Annotated in this window: 24 protein-coding genes; 16 read left to right on the forward strand and 8 right to left on the reverse strand. The window is 58.7% G+C overall.

The genetic code is table 11. The annotated features are described in order from the left end of the window. Positions 1 to 32: 32 nt before the first annotated feature. Positions 33 to 812 (forward strand): alpha/beta hydrolase, encoded by a 780-nt coding sequence (locus tag SJY10_RS03175; protein ID WP_386679592.1) that lies wholly within the window; start codon positions 33 to 35, stop codon positions 810 to 812. A 2-nt stretch (positions 813 to 814) separates the two neighbouring features. Here SJY10_RS03175 and SJY10_RS03180 read toward each other — a convergent pair whose 3' ends face one another. Then, positions 815 to 1,285: a hypothetical protein gene (locus SJY10_RS03180; protein WP_386679593.1), complete on the reverse strand. Its 471-nt coding sequence runs from the start codon at positions 1,283 to 1,285 to the stop codon at positions 815 to 817. Positions 1,286 to 1,547: 262 nt separating this feature from the next. On the opposite strand from SJY10_RS03180, the gene SJY10_RS03185 reads away from it, so the two are divergent. The 8 genes from SJY10_RS03185 (at position 1,548) to SJY10_RS03220 (ending at position 9,351) form a co-directional block, all read left to right on the forward strand. Beyond that, a complete protein-coding gene (locus tag SJY10_RS03185) occupies positions 1,548 to 2,381 on the forward strand; it encodes a L,D-transpeptidase (RefSeq protein WP_386679594.1) in 834 nt (277 codons plus the stop codon). A 103-nt stretch (positions 2,382 to 2,484) separates the two neighbouring features. Further along, a complete protein-coding gene (locus tag SJY10_RS03190) occupies positions 2,485 to 3,564 on the forward strand; it encodes a hypothetical protein (RefSeq protein ID WP_386679595.1) in 1,080 nt (359 codons plus the stop codon). 18 nt (positions 3,565 to 3,582) lie between these two features. After that, a complete protein-coding gene (locus SJY10_RS03195; RefSeq protein ID WP_386679596.1) occupies positions 3,583 to 4,704 on the forward strand; it encodes a hypothetical protein in 1,122 nt (373 codons plus the stop codon). A 63-nt stretch (positions 4,705 to 4,767) separates the two neighbouring features. Continuing rightward, entirely contained in the window at positions 4,768 to 6,705 is a 1,938-nt protein-coding gene (locus SJY10_RS03200; RefSeq protein WP_386679597.1) for an ATP-binding protein, read from the forward strand. Beyond that, complete coding sequence (locus tag SJY10_RS03205) at positions 6,702 to 7,034, forward strand: hypothetical protein (protein ID WP_386679598.1); 333 nt, start codon at positions 6,702 to 6,704, stop codon at positions 7,032 to 7,034. The genes SJY10_RS03200 and SJY10_RS03205 overlap by 4 nt, the downstream gene beginning before the upstream one ends. Positions 7,035 to 7,044: 10 nt before the next feature. Next, positions 7,045 to 8,364, forward strand: coding sequence for a DUF6638 family protein (locus tag SJY10_RS03210; RefSeq protein WP_386679599.1), 1,320 nt, complete (start codon positions 7,045 to 7,047; stop codon positions 8,362 to 8,364). 9 nt (positions 8,365 to 8,373) lie between these two features. Beyond that, positions 8,374 to 8,643 (forward strand): hypothetical protein, encoded by a 270-nt coding sequence (locus SJY10_RS03215; protein WP_386679600.1) that lies wholly within the window; start codon positions 8,374 to 8,376, stop codon positions 8,641 to 8,643. Between the two features lie 21 nt (positions 8,644 to 8,664). Beyond that, the gene (locus tag SJY10_RS03220; protein WP_386679601.1) at positions 8,665 to 9,351 is read left to right on the forward strand and encodes a DUF1523 family protein; all 687 of its coding nucleotides are present in this window, start codon (positions 8,665 to 8,667) and stop codon (positions 9,349 to 9,351) included. Between the two features lie 102 nt (positions 9,352 to 9,453). Here the strand turns inward: SJY10_RS03220 and SJY10_RS03225 are convergent, their stop codons facing one another. From SJY10_RS03225 to SJY10_RS03240, 4 genes are all read right to left on the reverse strand, one after another. Beyond that, the gene (locus tag SJY10_RS03225; RefSeq protein WP_386679602.1) at positions 9,454 to 11,760 is read right to left on the reverse strand and encodes an aldehyde dehydrogenase family protein; all 2,307 of its coding nucleotides are present in this window, start codon (positions 11,758 to 11,760) and stop codon (positions 9,454 to 9,456) included. A 48-nt stretch (positions 11,761 to 11,808) separates the two neighbouring features. Next, on the reverse strand, positions 11,809 to 12,807 hold the full coding sequence (deoC, locus tag SJY10_RS03230) for a deoxyribose-phosphate aldolase (RefSeq protein WP_386679603.1): 999 nt from the start codon (positions 12,805 to 12,807) through the stop codon (positions 11,809 to 11,811). Positions 12,808 to 12,827: 20 nt separating this feature from the next. Then, a complete protein-coding gene (locus tag SJY10_RS03235; protein ID WP_386679604.1) occupies positions 12,828 to 13,667 on the reverse strand; it encodes a helix-turn-helix domain-containing protein in 840 nt (279 codons plus the stop codon). 102 nt (positions 13,668 to 13,769) lie between these two features. Then, the gene (locus tag SJY10_RS03240) at positions 13,770 to 15,389 is read right to left on the reverse strand and encodes an alpha-glucosidase (RefSeq protein ID WP_386684474.1); all 1,620 of its coding nucleotides are present in this window, start codon (positions 15,387 to 15,389) and stop codon (positions 13,770 to 13,772) included. Between the two features lie 282 nt (positions 15,390 to 15,671). Here SJY10_RS03240 and galE point away from each other — a divergent pair, with 282 nt between their 5' ends. The 5 genes from galE to SJY10_RS03265 all read left to right on the forward strand — a co-directional run bounded on the left by galE (position 15,672) and on the right by SJY10_RS03265 (position 18,970). Then, the gene (gene galE, locus SJY10_RS03245; protein WP_386679605.1) at positions 15,672 to 16,691 is read left to right on the forward strand and encodes a UDP-glucose 4-epimerase GalE; all 1,020 of its coding nucleotides are present in this window, start codon (positions 15,672 to 15,674) and stop codon (positions 16,689 to 16,691) included. Positions 16,692 to 16,780: 89 nt separating this feature from the next. Further along, on the forward strand, positions 16,781 to 17,368 hold the full coding sequence (locus SJY10_RS03250; RefSeq protein ID WP_386679606.1) for a hypothetical protein: 588 nt from the start codon (positions 16,781 to 16,783) through the stop codon (positions 17,366 to 17,368). A gap of 2 nt (positions 17,369 to 17,370) precedes the next feature. Next, positions 17,371 to 17,769, forward strand: coding sequence for a phage holin family protein (locus SJY10_RS03255; RefSeq protein ID WP_386679607.1), 399 nt, complete (start codon positions 17,371 to 17,373; stop codon positions 17,767 to 17,769). Further along, positions 17,759 to 18,331: a DUF3618 domain-containing protein gene (locus SJY10_RS03260; protein ID WP_386679608.1), complete on the forward strand. Its 573-nt coding sequence runs from the start codon at positions 17,759 to 17,761 to the stop codon at positions 18,329 to 18,331. Before SJY10_RS03255 ends, SJY10_RS03260 begins: the two co-directional genes overlap by 11 nt. Before the next feature lie 45 nt (positions 18,332 to 18,376). After that, a complete protein-coding gene (locus tag SJY10_RS03265) occupies positions 18,377 to 18,970 on the forward strand; it encodes a hypothetical protein (RefSeq protein WP_386679609.1) in 594 nt (197 codons plus the stop codon). Positions 18,971 to 19,023: 53 nt separating this feature from the next. Here SJY10_RS03265 and SJY10_RS03270 read toward each other — a convergent pair whose 3' ends face one another. Next, a complete protein-coding gene (locus SJY10_RS03270) occupies positions 19,024 to 19,758 on the reverse strand; it encodes a Crp/Fnr family transcriptional regulator (RefSeq protein WP_386679610.1) in 735 nt (244 codons plus the stop codon). A gap of 172 nt (positions 19,759 to 19,930) precedes the next feature. Continuing rightward, positions 19,931 to 20,836, reverse strand: coding sequence for a LysR family transcriptional regulator (locus SJY10_RS03275; RefSeq protein WP_386679611.1), 906 nt, complete (start codon positions 20,834 to 20,836; stop codon positions 19,931 to 19,933). Between the two features lie 98 nt (positions 20,837 to 20,934). On the opposite strand from SJY10_RS03275, the gene SJY10_RS03280 reads away from it, so the two are divergent. Beyond that, positions 20,935 to 21,861, forward strand: a complete 927-nt coding sequence (locus tag SJY10_RS03280) for a VOC family protein (RefSeq protein ID WP_386679612.1) — start codon at positions 20,935 to 20,937, stop codon at positions 21,859 to 21,861. Positions 21,862 to 21,911: 50 nt separating this feature from the next. On the opposite strand, the gene SJY10_RS03285 is transcribed toward SJY10_RS03280, so the two are convergent. After that, positions 21,912 to 22,721, reverse strand: a complete 810-nt coding sequence (locus tag SJY10_RS03285) for a division plane positioning ATPase MipZ (RefSeq protein WP_386684477.1) — start codon at positions 22,719 to 22,721, stop codon at positions 21,912 to 21,914. A gap of 351 nt (positions 22,722 to 23,072) precedes the next feature. Between SJY10_RS03285 and SJY10_RS03290 the strand changes: the two genes are divergently transcribed. After that, a complete protein-coding gene (locus SJY10_RS03290) occupies positions 23,073 to 24,386 on the forward strand; it encodes a DEAD/DEAH box helicase (RefSeq protein WP_386679613.1) in 1,314 nt (437 codons plus the stop codon). Positions 24,387 to 24,442 lie beyond the last annotated feature (56 nt).

The following is a 24,442-nucleotide window of genomic DNA, read 5'->3' on the forward strand; positions in this document are numbered from 1 at the left end:
ATATAAGCGCTGCTTGCGAAAGGGAAACTGCGATGGACTTGGATGATGCATATACGAACGGTGCCTATATTCCGGGCGGTGATAGCTATCCGGCACAATGGGCGGCCAAAGCGCGAGCGTTCCGCGCAGGTGTAACAGGGCAGTTGAACCTGCCCTATGGTGCCCGTCCAAAAGAGGTGTTCGATCTGTTCGAACCTGCCGGTGACGCAAACGGTACCGTTGTATTCGTGCATGGCGGTTACTGGCGAAGCACGGACAAGGATCTGTGGACCCATCTTGCCGCCGGACCTTTGGCGCGGGGATGGCGGGTGGCAAACGTCGATTACGACCTGTGCCCCGATGTCACGATTCCGCACATTACCCGGCAGATTGCGGCGGCTATCGATCATATTGCAGAACGCTGTCCAGGCCCGTTGCGGCTGACGGGGCATTCGGCAGGCGGGCATCTGGCGGCGCGCATGCTTGACCCACAGGTGGCGGGGCGCTGGTTAAAGCGGGTAACCGGTGTGGTGCCAATCTCTCCGCTTTCTGATCTGGAACCGTTTTTGCACACAAGCATGCACACAGATTTCGGCCTTGATACGGCGACAGCACGCGCCGAAAGCCCTGTTTACCAGCCTGTCCCCGATACGGACGTGACAATCTGGGTCGGCGGCGCAGAGCGGCCCGCATTTCTGGATCAGGCGCGCTGGCTGGCGCGGGCGTGGCAATGTCCGGTCGTGATCGACCCGGGGCGACACCACTTCGACATCATTGCCGGTCTGGAAAATGCAGGTTCCAGGCTGACACAGGATGTCATCGGCAGCAGATAAAGTCAGACCTCTACAATGATATGGCCAAGATAGGTCAGATGTTCTGTATCATCGAGGTTATAGGGCAGATCGTGGAATGCGTTTTCTGTGATGATGATAAGCGTATCGTCACCGGCAAGGCGCAGCATGATGTCGTCAGCCTCTTGTGCGGGCAAAAATTCTAAAAGCCGCGTTTGAATGTCGTTGTGAACGACTTCCACCTCGTTTTCGTCAATAAAGGCACCGTCCAGTTCTTGCGTCAGCCGGCTTGGCAGGTCACTGCCCGGCGGCGGTGCGCAAAAGGCGGCAGCTTCGCTGTGTGATGGAAAATTGGCACCAAACAGATGCAATTGAAGATGGGCGGCGTCCAGATGAACAGGGGCATGCGGCTGTTCCAGCCGGGTGCTTTCAGACGGAATCAGCTTTTTCAGGTCACGCAATCCACGACGCGCTACATAGCGCATCATTCGGTTCATAAGGGCGTTCATGTTCATGTCAGGCGGCCTTGTCTGAATTTCGTAGCTTGCTCGGTGGTCGATCCGGTTAAAGCATTACATCAGAAACTTGCGGCACCACAAAGGTTGGACCGTGTTCAAATTTGGCCCATCGCTGACCGGTCGATGCAATCTGGTTCAGATTGTGTCGCCGTATTGTAGGGGGTCGCCTGAACTTTCGGCGGTCAACTGGGTTTTACGGATTGAAACATAACGCGCTGCGGCATTGCATTGCCATTTTGCGCAAGAATGATAACTAAGTTTGACATTTTTATTTGTGGTGCTGCCCCATATGACGCTTTCCAATGCCTTGAATCGCCGGTCCTTCGGCGCTTTGCTTCTCGCCTCTTCTGCGGCGGCCTGTGCGCCGCGCGTGCCGGATTCTGCCCCCGTCGAAGTGCCGCAGGTCAACTGGCTGCCAGAATACGGCCCTTTGCGCGATGCGGGCTACGATTTGCCGGCGATCCCGCTGGAATATACGCAGGGCGTCAACCGGCGCATGGAAGGCTTATATACCGGCGAGGCACCTGCCGGTTCAATCGACGTCGATCCCTATGCGAAATTCCTTTACCATGTGAAATTCGACGGCACGGCGACGCGCTATCCTGTTGGCGTTGGCCGTCAGGGGCGCACCCTGTCCGGTTTGGCGACGATCCAGCTGAAAAAGGCCTGGCCGGGCTGGACGCCGACAGCGAATATGCTGCGCACTGAACCCGAAGTTTACGGCGCATTCCGCGGCGGCATCCCCGGCGGCCTCCGCAGCCCGTTGGGCGCGCGTGCGCTATATATCTACCGCAACGGACGCGATACCTTTTACCGGGTTCACGGAACGAATGATTTGGAAAGCATCGGTAATTCCGGCTCTGCCGGTTGCATTCGCATGTTCAATCAGGACATCATCCATTTGTTCAACAATGTATCCCTTCCCATGACGATCAATATCCGCTCCGAAGCGGAATCAATGCGCGTGGATCCGGAATTTTACAATCGCGGTCGTGAATTGCCGCCGAAAATCATCGATCCGGAAGACTTGTTGGGGCCGGAAGCCGTAGCAAACGACAAAGAGCCCGACCTGACGCAATTGGCGCTGAATTAGGTCGCGTTCCGCCCGAAAAATGCCGCAGATACGCGGGATGCGTATTGGTAAAATTGACGTGACTCCTTATCTTGGAGTCACGTTTGGCATGTGAGGGATGAAGATGGCGTCGTTTGATCAGCAAATTGAAGAAAGCCAGCAGCAGGTTGCGGCCGCGCAGGGCAAGATAGCCGCGCTTACGGGCCGGATCGAAGAGGCCCGTCAGAAGATGGCCGCTGGCACCGACGTCAGTATCGATATCGAAAACGCCACGCTGGACGATGTTCACGCCCACACCGATTTGATGAACGCGAATATCGCGGAATTGATCATGGGGCTAGACGACGTCACCGCAGGCTTTTCCCGCGATTTCGAAGAAATGCGGTCCAAGACGACCTCAGAAAAGTTGATTGGGTTCTTTTCCAAAGGTAAATCGGATTCCATGCGCGAAGAGCGTATGCGTCAGGCCAGCGTCGACGACAAATTGCAGGATTTGATCTCCAAATCCGATGTGATTACGCGCCTGCTGCAAGGTCAGCTGGAAATGCTGAACGACCAAAAGGCCCGTGTCGAAGGCAATTTGACCACCACCCTGTCCGACCGCGAAATGGCTGTCGCAGAGCTTGAACAGATTCGCCGTGAAGTGCAGGGCATGGATCCCGCAATCATTACACTGGAAAACAAGATCAGCGTCGAACAGGACGCAGGTGCGCGCACGAAGCTGGAAAGCGAGCTTGCCGCGCTGAACACCCGCTATAACGAGCTGGTTCAGGCCGAACAGGTCCAGTTGGCACAGTCCCAAACACTGGAACGTTACATTGAAAAAGGTAAGACTTGGATCGACAGCCTACAGAACCAAGCAGCAACGCAGATGGTGCTAATTAACAAACTGCAGACAGACACCAAGCAGCGCGTTGTGCTGTATGACGCCCTGTCCAAGTCGTTGAAAACAGCGCAGCAACAAGACGTTGCCCACCGCATCAACGAGATTGGCGTCAAAACGGATCAAGAGGCGCAGACCGCCATGGCCGCCATCGGTGCCGCGACCAACAGCCGGATGGCCGACATGCTAGAAGCGCACGGCGACCACATGGTCTTTGCCCGCGATGTGCTGGAACAAAAGGCTAAGGCGGACGAGCGTTTTATGCGCCGCTTTGCCAAAATCGTCGAGAAGCACGATAGCAATCGGTATGGTGCGGAATAGACAGGTCGCGGCAACAGCATGACCGAGGCAGACCTCGCCCTTGACCACTTCAAGCTGGAAGAAACGCGTGTCACCCGGCGCTATTTCGACAAGTTTGCCCGGATCACACGGCAGCTGACGCAGGTTGCGGCCACGATGCAGACCGAAGGGCGGCTGTCGAAGGCGGATATCGGGGCGCTGGCGGGATACCTTGCGGGGCTAAACCACAGCTTTACGGCCTTGGCGTACAAATACCAATTTGCCGGTCGGGCATCCCATGCGGGACAGTTGACGATAGATCGAGTCGAAAGCGGCTTTCCGGTGTATCAAGAGTTGCTAGAGATGGCGAACGACGCGCTGCAGGCGCGGCAGCATCTGGCGGGGATGCCGTCGGTCGAGGATTTAAAGTCGCAGATGATCCGCCAGATCGTTGGCGATCTGACGATCCCGACACGGCTGCAATATGCCATGTCGCAGCGGCTTTATTACGAAGAATTGGTGAAGGGTGGCCAGTTTTGGGCCCGCAACGATCCACAGACCGTTTTTCTGTCGCATCGCGGTGACCGGCGGCATTTTCTGGTGCATTGGGCTGTTTATGACAGTCAGGTGAACCTGCCGACCCTGTACCTGATGGATGTCGAGGATACGGGCCGGGTTGGCCTGCCCAAGGATGATCGCCGTTGGCCCATGGCGCAAACGCATCTGATGGCGCAGTCGATTGCCGGACTGAAACTGATGACCATCGCAACGGGGTTTGACGCAGACTTTGACGATTTGCACCCCGTGCGGTTGCGGCGCTTTCACGTGGGGCCAATGTATTCCAGCGCCTTTACCCGGCAAAACGGCCCGCTGCGCAACGTCCTGGAACAGGCCCAAAGTCCGGTCGGTGACGATTGGGCGCTGGTCTGGACCGAGGAGGATTTGCAGACCGAGCGGGTCGAGCAGGTCAAGTCGGGCTGGTTTGGCACGGTGGAACGACAAATCTTTGCCCGCGATCCCTTTGACGCAGCCGCGCAGGGCCGCGGTGTCAGCCAGATGGAACGGTCGATCATCATGCCTGCGCGGCCTTATCAAGCGCTGGCCGAACGCAGGCCCGCAGGCTTTGACGATGTGCGCAAGTTTGTTGTCAGCGATGACGGGCGCGTAAGGAGCTACCGATAGCGCTATGGGGTATGCAGGAGCCTCCGGCGGGAGTTTATTTGGCCAGATGAAACGGATGACGACATGAGCGAGACCGGCAATCGGATGGAGTTGCGCGAGGCGGATATCCGGGTTCACTACGCGGCAGCCTTGGAGCTTCTGAATCGGCTGGATCATGCGCCGCGTCTGGCGAATGCCTCTGCCCCGACCCCTGCGCAGGAACGGTCGTCTGGTATCGGGACACGGCGTGCATTTCGCAGCACGACACCGGGCCTGGTTACCCGGCGGGTGGTGGCCAGCGATGGGGTGGCCTTGCGAGACCGGATCGCGGCAGTCGCGGATGGTGATCTTGTGACGCCTGTGCAGGCGCAGGTGACGCAAGCGTTACGGCGGGGACTTGCGATTGCGATGGGTGTCGCGGATCAGTTTGCGGATCGCACCGGGCTGGCGGCGCTGAAGCGCGCGAGCCTTGAGGGCACCTTGCCCGAAGATCGCCGCGCCGGCTTTGTGCAACTTCTGGAAGCTGAAGCGATCATTTCGCTATTCGTACTGGCCTCTGCGACGGGGTTTTTGCTTGCCGATCAGGCCGGGACCGCAACGGTGGATTTGAGCGAAGTCGAAGAGGTGCTGATCGATAATGCGCCACTGGCGCTGAATGGTGTGCTGTGGGAGTTGGATCAGGATATCGCGGCGCTGGCGCAGGATGACGACACACTGGTCGCCGTCGTCATCGCTTTTTGTGATGCGCTGGCTGACAAGGTTGCGGCCCGCGCTACCACGATGCCGGGGTTGGAGGCGTTTACCCAAGCGACGTGGCATGTGGCTGCGGACGACTATACCGTTCAGGGGTTTGCCGCGCCCCATGCGCGCAAAAGCACAAAACTGACGATGAGTTTCAAGGCACCCGAGCAGGTCGTCGGCAATCACATTGCCAAGGCGCAAGCGCTGCGCCTGTCAAAGATGTTGATGGCCTATGATTTTGATCGGCGGATGAACCCGTTTGCAGAACTTGGCGGATTTATCTTTACCTTTATGGGTGACGGCAAGCCCGGAACCGGCAAGACGACATTAATTCAGATGATGGCGGGATTGGTGTCTGGGTATTGCGATACGGCAGGTTATCCGTTTCGATATCAGAATCTTAGCACCGACAATATCGACAGCTATCAGGGTAAGTCAGGGCAGAACGCTAAGGCCTTTATTACCAATATCATCGACCCTGCGGTCATCGGGTTTGGGACAATCGATGATATCGACCAATTGGCTGGCAAGCGCGGCGATCGTCAGTCCAGTGCAGGTCAGTTGGAAATTACTGCCGTGCTGATGGAAAGCTTTGCCGGGGCAAATACCGTGGTGCGTGGCAATTGCACCTTTGGCATGTTCAGCAACTATCCTGAAAATGTCGATGATGCGCTGCGTCAACGTGCAGGCGCGCGGTTTCTTGTAGACGGACCGCAGAGCCGCGAAGATTACATCGACATCCTATCGCTGCTGATGGGCAAGAACCACGACATCCCGTTAGGCGATCACGATGCTTTTGCCGCGCAGGCAATCCAGAAAGCGGTTGCGGCCAGTTACGCCAGCCACGCCCGCCCGCATGAAGAAGGTTTGTTGCGGGTGTTTGAACGTGTTCAGGCGCAGCACGGCGATCTGGATACACTGGCGAAGCTGGGAACCTATCTGAAAGCGATCCAAGAAGCGGACGAACGCTTTACCGGCCGCGCAGTCAAGAACATTACGGACGCGGTTAAGGTGCGGGCCATGGACTTTGAACTGCCGGACGACTGGATGGAACAGCCCGACCTGTTCCTGCGGCAGGACTACGACACCAAGCTTGGGATGATCCGGGAACTGCGCCAACCGATCACGACGGATATGGTTTTGCAGGAAATTAACCGCTACGCCGATAGCGAATTTCGCTATGCCGATAAGTCGGACGAAGTCGCCGTCGACAATGCAGTGCGGGACATGCAGCGCATGGACGCAGCCCGCAAACGCTATGCTGCGAGCCTTGGTACATGATCGAAGGGTTGCTTGTTCCGGCAATCGGTTTGGGCCTGCTGGGGTGGTTGGTGCCAAAGCTGTGGTCAATGGTCTTGCCAGAGGGGTTGCCGGCGCTGGCCGTGAATGCGGTGCTGTCAGCGATGGTGCTGACCGCACTGACGGGTTTGTTTTTCGTCACCCAGTATTGGGCGGCGGGCGCATCCTGGGCGCAATGGTCGAAGCTGGGCCTATTGAACAATATGGTCTACTTTACCCGGTTGGGATTGGCCGCCGCAATCATCTGGGGGCCGTTGATGGGCGTGTCGTTAATGGGGCTGCCGCGCACCTGGGTTCGGATAAAATGGTAAGAGGCGTCATATGCACCGGCTGATTGAACGCGGGCTGATGTTCGGGAACCTGTTCCGGGTCGATAGCCCGCCGTTGGTGGCGCGATATAACCGCGCATTGCAGGCGTTGACGCGCAAGCAAACGGCGCTGGCCGAGTTTCATATCGATATTTCAGGCTTTAGTCCCGAGATCGGCGCGGAACTTGGCGATCCGGCCTATCTGAACCCGCGCGGCGTGAACCGGCAGTTTATCCTGCTTAGCACCAACCAGGTCAGCGCACCGTTGCTGGACGCCACGTTTTCGCACAGCCGTACGATCCTGCGGCAGTTCATCACGGAAAACAAAGCGGCTTTGTTCACCCTGACCGCAAAGGATGCCGTGGCGGGCGAGTTGCTGAATTCTGTTCATGACGCCGATACCCCGGCGCGACTGTTTTATATTCGCCGTATTACCGTCGAGGCAGACACTACCGCCGGCACTGTTGAAGCGTCAGACAAGTTGGGCGCGATGATTGACGATTTTACAGAGCGCGCAGATGGCTGGTACGATGATGTGTTGATTGCAAAGATGATCGATCTGGCCAAGGACACGGGCGATGTGACCCGCAATCCTGTGCGCCTGAAACATATGACATTCGAGACGCCGGATTTCTGGACCGCCCTGTTTGGCGGCCTTTATGTGTTTCGCAGCGTGGATCATCCCGCCGTGATCGCCATGGGGGACGTGGATGCCTTGAGTGAATTGCCGGTATCACCGGTGATAGGCTTGCAGGCGCGCAGCGATATTGCGACGTTTTTCAAGTTGAACGATCTGGTAGAGCCGGTGGCCCAAGCCAAAAGCCCGCAGGTTGCGGATATCTTGCGCCGCAAAATGGACTTTATGGTTGCTGATATCGCATCAAAGCTGGGCGGCGACTTGGCGCAAACCTCGCCTCGGCAAATGCGGCAACTGGCACGGCAACATGCGGATGCGCTACCAGATGCTTGGCATACGCTGGCGGCGCTGGTGCGCTGGGCCGAAGATGGGGCACCCTGGCCCCGGATCACCAGTGATGACGCAGGTTATTTCTATACCCTGCGCGCGCGGCCCGGACGCCATGCCGATTTGGTGAATATGCTGCTTTCCGAACTGGCCCCGCTAGATGCACGGCAGTTGTTCATCTGTCACAAACAGGCGTTTTACGCGGCTTATGCCACCTGGCCGGACGCAAAACGTGAATTTGTGGTAGAGATGCTGTCAAAGGAATATCTGGCGGACAAGGTCGGCACCCGTGATGCCTTGTTTGGGGCGATGCCACACGTGCCGCAAACGCCGCCGCCCTTGCCCAAGCGGCGCGGCCCGTGGGGGTGATGTGAAACTATGATTACGTTTTTTAAACTCGTTTTCTTTGGTCTGGTCGGGCTTAGTGTCATCTACTTGTCCCTGTCGGTCTATTCCGCATCCTTGCGGCGCGAGCGGCTGGAAAAGGATTATGACGCCGATCCTGTGCCCGGGCAAAGCCGCGATGACTATGTCGAAACCGGCATGGCGGCCTATCGCACCAGTCTGCGGCCAAAGCTGCTTGTGCTGGTCTATGTCGTGCCTGTGGCGATCTGGGGCGGCATCGTCTATGTGATCAATACGAACTGACCCATTTCAAGAGAGACTCTGATGCGCATTTTGGCCTTCCTGTTGCGGCTTCTACCGATCCTCGCAGTTGGGGTCGTATTGCATTACGTGCTGCCACAGCATGATGTGGTCCGGATCGTAAATACCTATCAGGAACGGCAGGACCTGAACGACTGGACGCGTATTTTCTGGTCAGACCCAAGTCCGCAGTCCGCGACGCTGGTCAACCGCGATGTGCAGTTTATTCAAGCCGTGCGCAAAGAGACGTTTTTGCTGGGCTTCATCCCGCGCGATACGACAGAAGTCATGGTTTATCGCAACGAGGATACGGGCTGGGGTTGGCCATTCTATTTTAAATTCGACACAGCCAGTTTGCAGACCGAAGCAGATGATTTGCGATCGACATCCGAGAATCCAAAGTGGGCGGTCGTAACGCACTACGGCTGGCGCAATGGCTACTTGTCGGCCTTTCCGAACGCGATTGCTATCCGCCCTTTGTCCAGCCCGAACGAAATGATCATCCCGTGGTTCAACATCGCATTCTTTGTAATCGTAATTTTCCTGATCGGTATGGTGCGGGCAATGTGGTTTCAGTTCCGCGAAAGGATGATCGACCCAGCGATGGACGCTGCCGGCGATCGTCTGGATATCGCACAGGCAAACATGGACGCCCGCCGTTCAAAGATGCGGCGCTGGTTCGACAGCTGGAAGCCTAAAGACCGGCGCTGACCTATCGCAAGTCAAAGGGGGGCCAGCCCCCCGTCGCTGCGCGACTCCCCCCGGGATATTTTTGACCAGAAGAAGGCGACGCCCCTTCCTCTGGTCATTTTTCTAGGCCCCGAAGGGAATCCAGATATTTTTAACTTCTGTTGCATGGGGCAGGACCGCTTTGGTGTTGTCGTGCGTCCAGTCAAGTGCGGTGCACCAAGTCCGCTTTAAATTGCCGGCAGCGGCTGTTTCGATGCCTTTGATGAGCGCGGGATCGGCAAACGACCAGATGGCATCAATGTCCATATGCCGCGCCATGGGGTCGGCCAAGTCGCTGTGATCACCGGTCAGGATATTAACGACACCGCCTGGCAGGTCAGAGGTGTCCAACACCTGGTAAAGATCCGTGGCAACAAGTGGAAAGGGCTGCGAGGCTGCGAGGATGACGCGGTTCCCCATTGCAATCGCAGGTGCCATTGCACTGATGAGGCCCAGCAGGGGCGCGTCATCTGGGCAAAGGATGCCGATTGTGCCGACCGGCTCTTTCATGGCCAATGCGACGCCGCGGATCGGAACATCATGCACCTGACCGTCGTATTTGTCGGCCCAAGCCGCTGCACTAAACAGACGGCTAATGCTGGCCTCAACCTCTGCGGTGCCGTCGTGTCCGGTCAGCGATGTCAGGCGCGTGGCAAATTCTGTGGCGCGAGCGGACAGGTTTTCTGCCATGTAATACAGGATCTGTGCACGCAGATGCCCGCTGGATTTGGCCCAGCCCTTGGCGGCGTTGCAGGCTTCGACCGCGTTGCGCAGGTCTTTGCGGCTGGCAAGACTGGTGTGACCCAGCAGGGCACCTTGTGGTCCATAGACTGCGCGGGAGTAGCCGCTGTCAGGCCGCGCCTGTCTGCCGCCGATATACAGCTTGGCGGTTCGATCAAGGCCGTTTGCGCCGCCGTCGCCAGTATGTGCCGCAATGATACGTGCCTTGACGGGGGCTGTGACCGGCTTGGTATAGCCTGCCAGCCCTTCCCACCCGCCTTCGCGGCCAAAGCCACTTTCGCGCACGCCGCCAAAGCCTGCTGCGGCGTCCATCATATTCGTGCCGTTGACCCAAACGATCCCGGCGACCAGTTTCGGCGCAACGTCCAAAGCCAGATTGATATTTTCCGACCAGACAGAAGCCGCTAGGCCATAGCGTGTGGAATTTGCGATCTCAACCGCCTCGCCCGGGGTGCGGAAGGTTGTCGCGACCAGCACTGGGCCAAAAATCTCCTGCTGCATCAGTGGCGACGCCGAAGCGAGGCCGGTAATCAGCGTGGGCGGGAAATAGCAGCCATCAGGGGCGGTGGTCTGGAACGTGTCACCCTCTGGGTGGGCCGCCAGCATTTCGCGGATGCGCGCTTGCTGGCGCGGGTGGACGATAGCGCCGATGTCAATGCACTTGTCTAGCGGATCACCAATGCGAAGACCGCTCATGCGGGCCTTTAGCTTGGTGTAGAAGACATCTGCGATACCTTCCTGAACCAGAAGGCGAGACCCGGCGCAGCACACTTGGCCTTGATTGAACCAGATCGCATCAACAACGCCTTCAACGGCGCTGTCGATATCGGCGTCCTCGAACACGATGTATGGACCCTTGCCGCCCAGCTCCAGGCTCAGGGCCTTGCCCGTACCTGCAGTCAACTCGCGGATGCGGCGGCCGACGCCGGTCGAACCGGTAAAGGCAACCTTGTCTACGTCAGCGGTGACGATCATTTCGCCGACTTCGCCGTCACCGGTCACGATGTTCACAACGCCTGGCGGGACGCCGGCTTGATTACAAATGTCTGCAAACAGCAAAGCGGTCAGCGGCGTCCATTCGGCAGGTTTTAACACAACCGTGTTGCCCATCGCCAAGGCCGGCGCAATTTTCCACGCCAGCATAAGCAGGGGAAAATTCCACGGGATAACCTGGCCGCACACGCCTAGGGCTTGCCGATCGGGTAACTCGTCCGCCATGATCTGCGCCATACCTGCATGGTAATAAAAGTGCCGTACAGCCTGCGGCACGTCGATATCGCGGGACTCGCGGATCGGCTTACCGTTATCAAGCGTTTCCAGCACGGCAAACAGGCGCGATTGCTTTTGCAGAATACGCGCCAGCGCATACAGCACTTTTGCCCTGGTATGACCGTCCTTCGCCCAAGCTGGCTGCGCCTTGCGCGCTGCTTTGACGGCCGCATCTACATCAGCCTGTGTGCCTTGGGTCACCTGTGCCAGCAGGGTATCCGTGGCCGGATTCATCACGGCGAACAACGTGCCGGGCGGCGTCCATGTGCCGCCGATAAAGTGACCAAAGTCACCTTTGGACGCAAGCCAGGCCAGCGCCTCTTTGCTGCTTTCAGGTGCGGGGCCGTAATCCATGGTTTCGAAGATCTCCTTGACGGTCATCGCGCTACCCTTCGTCTTCATCTGGCAAAATAAACTCAAAACCCGGCTTTAGCCGATCGCGTGACGCCAGCTGGCAGAATAGCTGCCGGTGACGTGGTGTTCCAATTGCCGCTCAATATCGCCCAGAAGGGACGATGCACCAAAGCGGAACAGGTCAGGCTGTAGCCAGCGGTCACCAAGTTCGTCCTTGATCATCGACAAGTAAACCAGCGCGTCCTTGGATTTGGAAATTCCACCAGCGGGTTTGTAACCCACATAGATGCCAGTGCGATCATGGTAATCGCGGATTGCGCGGATCATGGTCAAGGTCACGGGCAAAGTCGCATTGACGGACTCTTTGCCGGTTGATGTTTTGATGAAATCCGCGCCGGCCATCATGCAAACCAGGCTGGCCTTTGCTACGTTGCGCAGGGTGCCCAACTCTCCGGTGGCCAAAATTGCCTTGACGTGGGCGTCGCCGCAGGCAGCGCGCATTTCGGCCATTTCGTCATAAAGCGCCTGCCAGTTTCCCGTCAAAACGTGACGGCGGCTGATGACGATATCAATTTCAGAGGCACCGGCGGTGACGCTTTCGCCGATTTCGGCGATGCGCAGGTGGAATGGCGACAGACCGGCGGGAAAACCGGTGGATACTGCAGCGACCGGAATGCCCGATCCGGCAAGTGCGGCGACGGCGGTTTCAACCATGTCGTGATAGACGCAGACGGCACCGGTGGTCAGGCCTGTCATATCCAGCGCTTCCAAAAGATCAGGCGCGACAGGCTGGCGGGCTTTGGCGCACAGGCGCTGCACGCGCCCGGCGCTATCGTCGCCAGAAAGTGTCGTCAGGTCGATCAGGCTGATGGCCTTGCATAGCCAGGCGGCCTGATAGTCCTTTTTCACGCTGCGGCGGCCGGGCAGGGTCGCGGCGCGGCGTTCGATGGCGGATGCATTAGCCTGCGCCGACATGACCCAGTCCATATCCAGGGACATGCCCGGATTGCGCGGCAGATGTTCTGTTGTCGTCACGGGGAAAGCTCCTGAGGCGGCGGTGGGGTCTTGTGGCATGTTTTTGACCCTTTGGTCAATTAAGTGCTGGGCTGCACGACGTCACGTTGGAACTGCTGGCGGTAATGCAGCGGGGTCATGCCATGATGGCTGCGGAACAGCTTATGGAAATGTGACAGGTTCGCAATCCCGACAGCAGCGGCAACTTCTGCCATAGGTTCGCTGTCACAGGTCAGCGTGCGGGCGGCTTGGGTCATGCGAATGTGGTTGACATATTGCGTCGGCGATTGGCCCATCCAGCGGCGCATGCTGCGCGACACATGCGGATGGCTTTGCCCCGTGGCGGCAACTAGGGCAGCCGCCCCGCCGCAGTAGATAGCGGGATCATGCGCCAGGGCGCAGGCATGGTGCAGCCAGAGGGGGGCGTCCGGTGGCAGGCGGGTTTGGGTTCTGGCCAGATCGGCAAGCAGAGGCAGCAAAAATGCCTCTGCGGCAAGGCTGTCGCAGGGACCCCGTTCAAGCAAGCCGGCGGCACGGTTCAACGTGGCCAACTGCCGGCTGTCGCGATGCGTGCGCGCCGGGGCGTGTTCCGCCTGCCAAAAGGCAAGCGGCGGCAGACGGGCATCAAGGCTTTGCACCAGATCGGGGTGAATTGCGATGGACACAGCCAGTGCCGTATCGCCGCGCCCCTGAAGGGCGTGGGGTTGACCGGGGCGCAGCAGGACTAACGCGCCTTCGGTCAACGTTTCGACGCTAAAAGGCAGGTGATGCCGCAGGGAGCCATTTTGCACCCAAAAGAGTTCAATAAAATCGTGGCTATGCAGCGCCTTGGGCCGCGCAGGCGTCAGCAGGGCGCGGGTCAGGTGGATACTGGTCCCGGGCGGCAGAACGTCACGGTGCGTAAGGGTGCGCTGTGTCATGAAATCACGCTGACATAGTTTCGCGCATTTGTGCAGATTTTGTGCCAGCAAGACGCAGCTGTTCGCGGGCAGGGCCGCGCATGCACCCCGCCCGCCGGCCCATCAGGCTGTCAGCTCTATAGTTGTGCTGTGCCCCAGAAAGGCAAAGCCATTTCCGGGCAGCGTCAATGTGCTGTCTGCCAGGGTCGCATGTTGCGGCCCGGTTAGCGTCGCCGTTCCTGTCACGGTCAGCGTTTGCGGATCCTTGGACAGGTTAAACACGCAAGTCAGGTGCTGATCCGCCGTGCTGCGGGTAAAGGCCAGTATCGGTTCGGGCAGGTCGATCCATGCCGTTTTGCCCCGCGTCATGCAGGGGTGCGATTTGCGGAAACCGATCGTTTGCCGGTAAAAATGCAGGACGCTGTCATTCTGCGCCTCTTGCAGATCAACAGAATGGGCGATCTGCGGTGCCTTGACCGGAAGCCAGGGTGTGCCAGTGGTGAACCCCGCGTTTTCCGCCGTGTGATCCCAGACCATCGGGGTGCGGCAACCGTCGCGGCCTTTGACGCCCGGCCAGTAGCGGATCGCTTGCAGGTCGGTCAGTTCCTCGAACTTCATCACGGTTTCCAGCTGGCCCAGCTCTTCGCCCTGATAGATGCCGATGGTGCCCTCAAAGCTCATCAGCATGGCGCAGGCGAGCTTTGCGATAGATTCGTCTGATACAGCGTGTTCGGCCCAGCGGGTGACATGGCGTGGCACGTCGTGGTTTGAAAAGGACCATTCCGGCTGCCCGTCGGGGGCACCTTTTTGAAAGCCTTCAATGCAGCCGCGAAAATGCTTGGGGTTGAAGTCTGGTCCGAGCATGGCAAAGCTGTATGCCATATGCAGGCGGCTGCTGCCTTTGGTATATTCGGCCATCAGATCAATGGACCGCTGGCCCATGTCGCCGACCTCGCCGACCATCATGATGCCGTCGTATTGGTCGCAAAGCGCCCGCAGCTGTTCAAGAAACGCAAGGTTTTCCGGCTGGTTCTTGTTGTGGATATTGTCCTGCATCCCGTACAGATCGGTCGCCATGACCTGACGCCCGCCCTTGGCCGGGGGGTTCGATCGCAGTTTTTTGTCGTGAAAGTAGTAGTTGACCGTATCGAGGCGGAAACCATCCAGCCCCCGGTCCAGCCAGAACTTTGCAGTATCCAGTATGGCACCCACGACGTCAGGGTTGTGGAAATTCAGGTCGGGCTGCTGCGACAAGAAATTGTGCAGATAATACTGGCCGCGCACAGCCTCGAATTCCCAGGCGGGGCCACCGAAATGGCTGTGCCAGTTCGTCGGCGGGCTGCCGTCCGGCAGCGGATCGGCCCAGACATACCAGTCCGCCTTGGGATTGGTGCGATCCGTGCGGCTTTCGATGAACCATGGATGCTGGTCAGAGGTATGGGACAAAACCTGATCTGTAATTACCCTAAGCCCCAATTCATGCGCCCGCGCCAGCATCCGGTCGAAATCATCGAGCGTGCCAAAAATCGGGTCGATGTCGGTATAATTCGACACATCGTAGCCCATATCCGCCTGCGGGCTGGTAAAGATCGGGGACAGCCAGATGCAATCCACCCCAAGGCTGGCGATATGTTCCAGCCGCTGGGTAATTCCGTTCAGATCGCCAACTCCGTCGCCAGTGCTGTCCTGAAAGGACCGCGGATAAATCTGATAGATCACCGCATCACGCCACCATTCCCGCATCATATCGCTCCGCTGCTTGTTGCTGTCAGCTTATCAGCGCGTTCTGAAAGTGTAAGGCGCAGCGCAGCGAAAAGCACCCGCGTGGGTAAAAATCTAATCCTCTTGCGCAATCCGGCGGCGGAACCTTGGATGCAATATATCGCCGTCTAAATTGCTGCGGGGCGAGGCGAAAAGGGGGGCGGTGACATCCACCGCGCCGATATCAACCAAGGCGCTGCACGGCGGGATTGATCCGGCGGAACCGCTCGCCTAAGCAGGCGCTATATTTCACGGAGGCATTTTATGCGCGTTTTGGTCACTGGTGGTGCCGGCTACATCGGCAGTCATACGCTTGTCGAACTGCTGGGGCAGGCGCACGAGGTTTGCGTTCTGGACAACTATGACAATTCCAGCCCCGTTGTGCTAGACCGAGTGCGCAAGTTGACCAACGGCACGGTAACGGCGGTCGAGGGTGATGTGCGCCATGATGCGACGCTGAACGCTGTGATGGCCGATTTTCGCCCCGATGCGGTGATCCACTTTGCCGGGCTCAAGGCCGTTGGCGACAGCATGAAAGATCCGCTTGGCTATTACGATGTCAATGTGAACGGCACCATTGCGCTGCTGCGCGCGATGGATGCGGCGGGCTGCAAGCGGATCATCTTTTCATCTTCCGCCACGGTCTATGGCGAGCCAGTCTATTTGCCGTATGACGAGGCGCACCCGCTGAACCCGACCTCTGTCTATGGTCGCACCAAGATGATTGCAGAGCAGATCCTGACCGATTGGGCTGCCGCCAAGGACGGTGCTGCGGTGTTGCTGCGCTATTTCAATCCGGTCGGTGCCCATGCTTCTGCGACCTTGGGCGAGGATCCGTCGGACGTGCCGAACAACCTGATGCCCTATATCGCACAGGTCGCCGTTGGGCAGCGGGCGCATCTGAACATCTTTGGCGATGACTACGACACACCCGATGGCACGGGGCAACGCGATTATATCCATGTCGTCGATCTGGCGCGGGCCCATGTTGCGGCTGTTGACTATGTGGCTCATCACAGTGGCGCGCGGGCGTTCAATATCGGCACGGGCCAACCCTATAGCGTAACGCAAATGGTCGAGGCTTTCCGCAAAGCCTCTGGCCATGCGATTCCCGTTGTGATTGCGCCGCGCCGTGCAGGCGATATCGCGGCCATGCAGGCAGATTCAGGCCGCGCACATGCAGAGCTTGGCTGGCACGCGCGTCATACACTTGATGACATGGCGGCCAGCACATGGGCTTGGCAGTCCGGCAATCCCAACGGATATCGCGGCACATCTGACTGATATCGTCGGCGGAAATACGGCATTTCGATCCAGCCTCCGGAACTTAATCATCACCTGCGCTGTTTTGTCCACAATGATATGAACGCCGAATGAGCAGCCCGATATGGACGCCCATCGGCCCAGCCGGAGAGATTGCCATGACGGATATCAACAGCACGGTAGATGCAGCAGCGCGTGACGCCAAGACCGCAGCGCATGATGTAAGCGCAGAAGCGAAAAGCGTCGTAAATGACGTAACCCAGCAAGCCAAATCGGTCGCAAACGATGCGAAAGAAACGATCAAGTCCGAAGTGACCGCCCGCGCCGACGCTGCAAAGGGCGCCGCCGCACAGGAAGTAAACAACGTAGCCTCGGCTCTGCGCAAGGCCGCAAACGAAAGCCGCACTGGCAGCCCGCAGGAACGCACGTTCGGCCAGATCGCCGATACGCTTGCCGATGCGTCTGATGCAATCAGCAACAAGGATCTGGGCACGGCGATCAGTGATGTAGGCCACTTTGCCCGTCGTAATCCGCTGGTCTTTTTGGCTGGCGCGGCCCTTGCCGGTTTTGCGGTCAGTCGTTTCGCCAAAGCATCCGAACGCAATGCGGGCGGTATGGCGGCGCAGGATGACTATCACGGCAGCGATGATTTCATGCCGCCGCGCCACGGTAATGCAGACATCGACGGTCGGGGCTGATCATGCAGTCCCCTGACCCCCGCAGCACCGGTTCACTGCTCAGCGATGTGCTGGGCAGCGTCGGTAACTTGTTGCGCCAAGAGGTTGACCTTGCGCGTGCCGAGGTGGACCAGAATTTGAAACGCGCCGGTGCGGCGCTGGGCCTTCTGGTCGTGGCGCTGATCCTTGCCTTCATCGGCCTGTCGGTTCTGTCGACGGCGGTGATTTCGGCCCTGGTTCTGGCCGGCATCAGCCAACTCTGGGCGACAGTTCTTGTCGGCTTTGCGGTTCTGCTCATCGCTGTCATCTTGGCGATTGTTGGCATCAAGCGACTGAAGCTGTCCAGTATTGCGCCGACCCGCGCGGCCCGCAGCCTAAAGGCAGACGCGCAAATGATGAAAGAGGCGTATAATGACCGCTGATACCCGTAATCCCAAAGAGATCGAGGCCGAAATCGCCTTGGAACGTGCGCGGCTAGGCCGTGATCTGGATGTCTTGCAAAACCGGCTGACCGTTGACGGCTTGATGGAAGAGGTCAAGCTGCAGGTGCGCGGCCAGATCGACGAGGTGACGGCGCAGTTGCGCGGTCAGGTCGGCGTTGTGACACGCGACGTATCCTTGGTGATGCGCGACCAGATTGCCGTCGCCAGCGACACAGTCAGCCGCACAGCGCAAAAAAATCCCTGGCCCTTTGCCGTGATTGGATTGGGTCTGGCCTGGCTGGCAATCAGCGCGGTCACGCCGGAACGCGCACCGCGCAACAAAAAGCCGCGGGTCGGTATGGCCCCTGTCAAACCTGCAACCCGTCCAGAGGTGCACCACTATGACAGCAGCCCCGCCGATATGGCTGCGGCACGGTTGGAAGATGACGCCGACCTTTGGGCTGACCACACACTTGCTGCGCAGGCCCGTCCGGTGCCCGCCTATGACACTGACCCGCTTTGGGCACGCGACGATTATGATCCGGCACCGCGCCGCCGTTGAACAATGACGCAGGCACCAAGCCTGTAACCCGTAAAGGAATATACCATGAGCAATACTGCAAAAGACATGCTGAACAGCGCCAGCGATGCGGCGCAGAAATTGGCACATGACGCGAATGAAACGATGCACCGTGTCGGTCACGATGTCAGCGCCGAAGCACGCCGCCTGCGTGACCGTCTGTCCGAAGGTACCGAAGGTCTGTCAGAGGCAGCACGTGAACGCGTCATCGCGGCCCGTCAGCGCGCCGTAGAGGCGCGTCGCCAGGCAGGCAGCGCAATGTCGAACGGCCGCGATTCCGCAGGCGATCTGTTTGACCGCCAGCCTTTGGTAATTGGTGCGCTGGCCTTTGCGGTGGGTGCTGCGGTTGCAGCCTTGCTGCCAAAGACCCGGACCGAAGACAGCTATCTGGGTGCCCGCCGCGATGCTCTGATGGATGAGGCAGAGCGCATCTATCACGAAGAGCGCGCCCGCGCAGAACGTGCCGTTGCCGCTGCCCGGTCGGAGCTTCAGACAGCTGCGCAAGAAGCTGCGGGTTCGGCCAAGGCAGCGTTGAAAGGTGCAGCGACGCAGGCCGAAGATAAAGTTCGCCAGACGGTCGATGATGTTGCCGACAAGGCTGCGAAAGCCGCAGAAAAGTAAAAGTTGCCATCAGGCAAAATGAAAAGAGCCCCGCAATGCGGGGCTCTTTTTTGTCAGCTTGCCCAGTTGAAATCCAAAGCTGCATAGCGATCCTGAAAATTCAGCCGCGTGGCCCAGACATCGCGTTCATTGATCTTTACGTTCGGCCGGGCCAACGACAGCTGGCCTGACTTTTGCAGTCCGCGTAGCAAGCGGTTCACATAGATGTCGGTCAATCCCAACGCATCACCGATTTCCTTTTGTGACATCGGCAAAGGAAACCGGTCGGAAGGTTGCCCACTGATTTGTTCGGACTTTGCTTTGATCGTAAGCAAAAAGTGCATCAGCCGATCCTCGGCTGAATAGCGCGTAATCGCGTGCAGGCGATCATTCGTCGCTGCAGCGTCAAGGCTGGCCAAGGACAGGATCAATGCAAACAGCCGTGGGTGTTCTGCGCCCAGACTGCAAAGCGCCTTGCGACCAAGCAAATGAACAGACCCGTCGGTTTGCATCGTTGTCTCATGTGGGGGGCGGCCAAGCCCCAGATCCGACAGGCCGATAACGTCGCCGGCCATAAAGATTTGCGCGATTGTCGTCTGGTTGCCGTCACTGCGCACCCGCGTCACCGCCCAGCCAGACCGCACGATCGCGATCCGGTCTTGCGGCTTGCTATCGGAAAAAAGAGGGGACCGCTTGCCCAGGGCGACAGGCTGGCCTTCAAGACGCGACAAGGCATCGCGTTCTGAATCCGTCAGTGCAATATGTCGGCCTAACCGGGCCTGAAACGCGCTTTGAACAATCTTGAGCATAAACCACCTTTTGCCTGGCAAGGCGGCCTAAGCCGGCTTGCATGCTTACGTGAAGCAACACTTGAAACTTGATGTGGTTTCATAGGGCGCGATAAGACGTGGCGATATAAACTGGTTTAATCGACAGGCGCGTTTTGTCCTGCCCAGCGGAACCCCGCGTGCGGCCCGTTTGTCAGAGTGGCGCGATGCCCAAGGCGGTTTCGACACAGGTCGTAAACCTGTCGAGCGCGGCAGGCAGTCGACGATAGGGCGGATAAAAAGCTGTCAGCCAAATGTCAGGCGGGTTCCACCCGGTAAGCAGGCGCACCAGCGTTCCCGCCGCAATGGCATCACGCAACAAAAAATCTGGAAGCAGTGCGATTCCCTGACCTGCTTGGGCCATTTGCGCCAGCAAATCGCCATTGTCACACGTCAGCCCCGGCTTGATCCGCACAGGTTCGGTCAAACCGCTTGCCGCGTGTGTCAGGTGCCACACATTTCGTCCGGCCAGATAGGTATAGGATAGGGCAATGTGTCCACCCAGGTCCTCGGGGCGGCGGGGAATGCCATGCTGCGACAGATAATCCGGCGAGGCGACAAGCGAACGGGGGACCGGAGCGATTTTACGCCAGATCGTCGACAGATCGGACGGGGCAGACGAAATACGCAGGGCCATGTCGACATCCTCTGTCAGGATGTCGACAAAGCGGTCCGTCAGGTTGAGGTGGAGTTCGACATCCGGCGTGGTTTCGCGAAAGCGGATCAGCGGCGCGGCCAGTCGATGCAGGCCAAGCGACAAAGGGGCCGATACACGCAACGTACCGATCAGCGTCGTCTGAAAGGCGCGAATATCGTCCTGCGCCTGCGCGAGTCCTGCCAAAAGCGGTGCGACTTGTGCGCGAAACGCTGTGCCGGCTTGGGTCAGGGACACGCGCCGCGTGGTGCGCACAAGCAACTGGACGCCGAGGCGGGTTTCCAGATCTGATACTGTCCGAGTGACGGATGATGGTGCCACGCCAAGGGACTTTGCGGCGCTGGCAAAGCTTTGCGCCTCTGCTACGGCCAGAAAGGCAGCGATCTGTTCAGCGTGTCCAGCCATCTATTATTGCGATTTCTGCAATGAATTCTGCTGGCTTATTGCGGTTATCGCAATTGCTGTCCAGCATTAGGTTTACATCATGCAAGAAAGGATGCGCCATGCTGCACCAGATCAAAGGACTTCACCACGTCACGTCGATCGCTTCGGACGCGGCCGAAAACAACGCGTTCTTTACGCAGACCCTTGGCCTGCGCCGCGTGAAAAAGACCGTTAACTTTGACGCCCCGGATGTTTACCATCTTTATTATGGTGACGAAGTCGGCACGCCCGGAAGTGTGATGACGTATTTTCCGTTCCATAACGCCCTGCGCGGGCGTCGCGGCACCGGCGAGGTGGGTGAAACCGTCTATTCCATTCCCAAAGGAAGTTTGCCGTTCTGGGCGGATCGCCTTGGCGCGGTCGCAGGCAACGTTTCGATAGCCGATCATTTCGGTGAAAGCCGGCTGCGTTTCCAGACGTCAGACGGCGAAGGATTTGCCTTGGCTGAAATCGCGCAGGACGATCGCCAAGGCTGGACGGGCAATGGCATAGCAAGCGATTACGCCATTCGCGGTTTCCACAGCGCCACACTGCGGCTGAAGGATACAGGCGCGATGGAGGAATTGCTGACCTTTATGGGGTATGAAAAGCAGGGAAGTTCTGGAAACCTGACGCGCTTTGCTGTGGCGCAGGGGACGGGCGCAAATACGATTGATCTAGAACTGCTGCCCACGGCGCAGCGTGCCTCTCAGGGGGCTGGGTCGGTGCACCACATTGCGTTTGCCGTGGAAAATCGCGCGGCTCAGGTAGATGTGCGGGCGGCCCTGCTGGATACAGGTTATCAGGTCACCCCCGTTATTGACCGCGACTATTTCTGGGCGATCTATTTCCGCACGCCGGGCGGTGTCCTGTTTGAAGTGGCAACCAACGAACCCGGCTTCGACCGCGACGAAGACATGACCCACTTGGGTGAGGCGTTGAAGTTGCCCGAACAGCACGAAGATTTGCGGCCGTTTCTGGAAAGCCACCTGCAGCCGCTTGATTAGGAAGCAAACCCGAAGCATTGGCGCGGGGGCACTTGCTGGCTTGCCTTTTTTCAGAAGTCGGCATTCACGCCGGGAAGGTTCAGCGCCTTGATCAGGTCACGCAATTCCTGCCGCGCGGCGATGTTTGATATGTTCAGGTTTTTTACGCCAACATCGCGCAGATCTAGCAAGGTCAGACCGCGCGGGAACAGTTCGCGGAAAATGACACGCTCGTTAAAGCCGGGCGCATTGCGAAAGCCGATCCGCTTTGCCAGCTTGTCGATAACGCGTTCCATCTTGTCCTTGTTGACCATTTGCTGCGCGCCGACACGGTTGCGCACGACGACCCAGTCGATAGGCGTCAGGCCAGCTTGTGCACGCAACTGGCGGGCGTTCCACACCATTTCGGAATAAACGCTTGGCCCTGTGATAGTTTCACCCGCTGTATCGACATGGGCCAGCAGGTCGAAATCGACAAAGCTGTCATTCAGCGGCGTGATCAGCGTGTCGGCAAGGCTGTGCGCCACCTGACTAAGACGCGTATGGCTTCCGGGGCAGTCGATCAGGATAAAATCGCTCGACGGCTCCAGCTCTGCCACGGCCATGGACAGGCGGTGATCATAGATGTTTTCGTTTGGGCCAAGCGCCGACTGATCGATATCCGGCAGATCGGCATAGCTGGGCGAGGGCAGGTCGATGCCTTCCGCCGCAAGGTATTCGCGGCGATTGGCCATATAGCGGCCAAGGGACTTCTGGCGCAAATCCAGATCAAGCGTGCCCACGCGGTGCCCCATGCGCGCCAGCGCCGTTGCGACATGCATCGCCACCGTGGACTTGCCTGCGCCGCCCTTTTCGTTGCCCACCACAATGATATGCGCCACAGTCAGCCCCACGTGTTTTTCAGTTGCGGACACTTTATCTTGTGTCTGCCGGCGATGAAAGCGCAAGCGCACCCTTGCCGCGCCTTTTCACAGCCCCTTGACACATGGGACTCAAAAGTCCACATGGCGACCAGACGATTGATCCTGCCGCGTGAGCAGGGCCGGGCCGCAGGCCCCGCAAATCACCGTCGCCAACTTCGGTTCCCATGATCACGCAGGGGGTCCAGCGCCAGATCGGCGTCAGGGCAATGCGGCTTTGACTGTCAGGATTTCGGCGCAACCTTTTGTCGCCGCGCGCACACCCCCGTGCGCCCGAACCGCTTGGGCCGATGCGGCCCGGAAAGAATACTGATGGATTTTGATATGCTGGGCCTCGCGCCCCGCCTTGTGGCCAAATTGGCTGAACAGGGCATCACCGACCCGACCCCTATTCAGACGCAAGCGATCCCGCACGCCATGAATGGCCGCGATGTCATGGGCCTGGCGCAGACTGGCACGGGTAAAACCGCAGCTTTTGGTCTGCCCATGATCGATGCGCTGATGAAAGCCGGCGTAAAGCCGAACGCAAAGACCGCGCGCGGTCTGGTGCTTGCCCCAACGCGCGAGCTGGCCAAGCAGATTGCCGATAACCTGACCGACTATACCAAAGGCTCTCACCTGAAGGTCGCCCTAGTCGTCGGCGGCGCCGGCATTGTGGCGCAGACAAAGCGTCTGCAGAACGGCGTCGACCTGCTGGTGGCCACGCCCGGCCGCCTGATCGACCTGCTGGATCGCCGCGCAATCCGTCTGGACGAGACGATTTACCTTGTCCTTGATGAAGCTGACCAGATGCTTGACATGGGCTTTATCCATGCGCTGCGCCGGATTGCGCCGCTGCTGGCAACGCCGCGTCAGACGATGATGTTTTCCGCCACGATGCCTAAACTGATGTCCGAACTGGCTGATGCCTTCCTGAACGATCCTGTGCGGGTGCAGGTCAACCCTCCGGGGCAGGCCGTGCAGCGGATTGAACAGTCGGTGCACTTTGTCGCGCAGGCCGCCAAGACCGATTTGCTGGTCGAATTGCTTGATAAACACCGGGACGAGCTGGCGTTGGTTTTCGGCCGCACAAAGCATGGCTGCGAAAAGTTGTACAAGCAGCTGGAAGCAAAAGGCTTTGCCGCTGCGTCCATTCACGGCAATAAGTCTCAAGGTCAGCGTGAACGCGCGATCGAGGCGTTCAAGTCCGGCAAGATCCGAGTGCTGGTCGCAACTGATGTTGCTGCCCGCGGAATTGACATTCCCGGCGTGCGGCACGTCTATAACTATGACCTCCCGAACGTCGCTGAAAACTATGTTCACCGTATTGGCCGTACAGCCCGCGCCGGTGCCGATGGTGCCGCAATTGCACTGGTCGCCCCTGACGAGATGATCGAGCTGAAGGACATTGAAAAGGCTATGAAGGCCGAGATTCCTGTCGCATCCGGTCGTCCGTGGGACATTCTGCCGGGCCAGAAAAAGCGCCCGAATGGCGGCGGCGGCGGTGGCCGTGGTCGCGGGGGTGCTGGCGGCGGCGGTGGCCGCGGCAAGCCTGCCGGTGCCGCGGGCAAACCCGCCGGTGGCAAACCGCAGGGGCAACGTCGTCGTTCCGGTGGTGGCGGCGGCCGTGGTCGCTCTGCTGCGTAAAGCAGGCGTTACGTTTTGTGAAAGGCGCATCCTGCGGGGTGCGCCTTTTGCATTTC

This window comes from Loktanella sp. R86503, from assembly GCF_042466455.1.
Taxonomy (GTDB): domain Bacteria; phylum Pseudomonadota; class Alphaproteobacteria; order Rhodobacterales; family Rhodobacteraceae; genus Loktanella.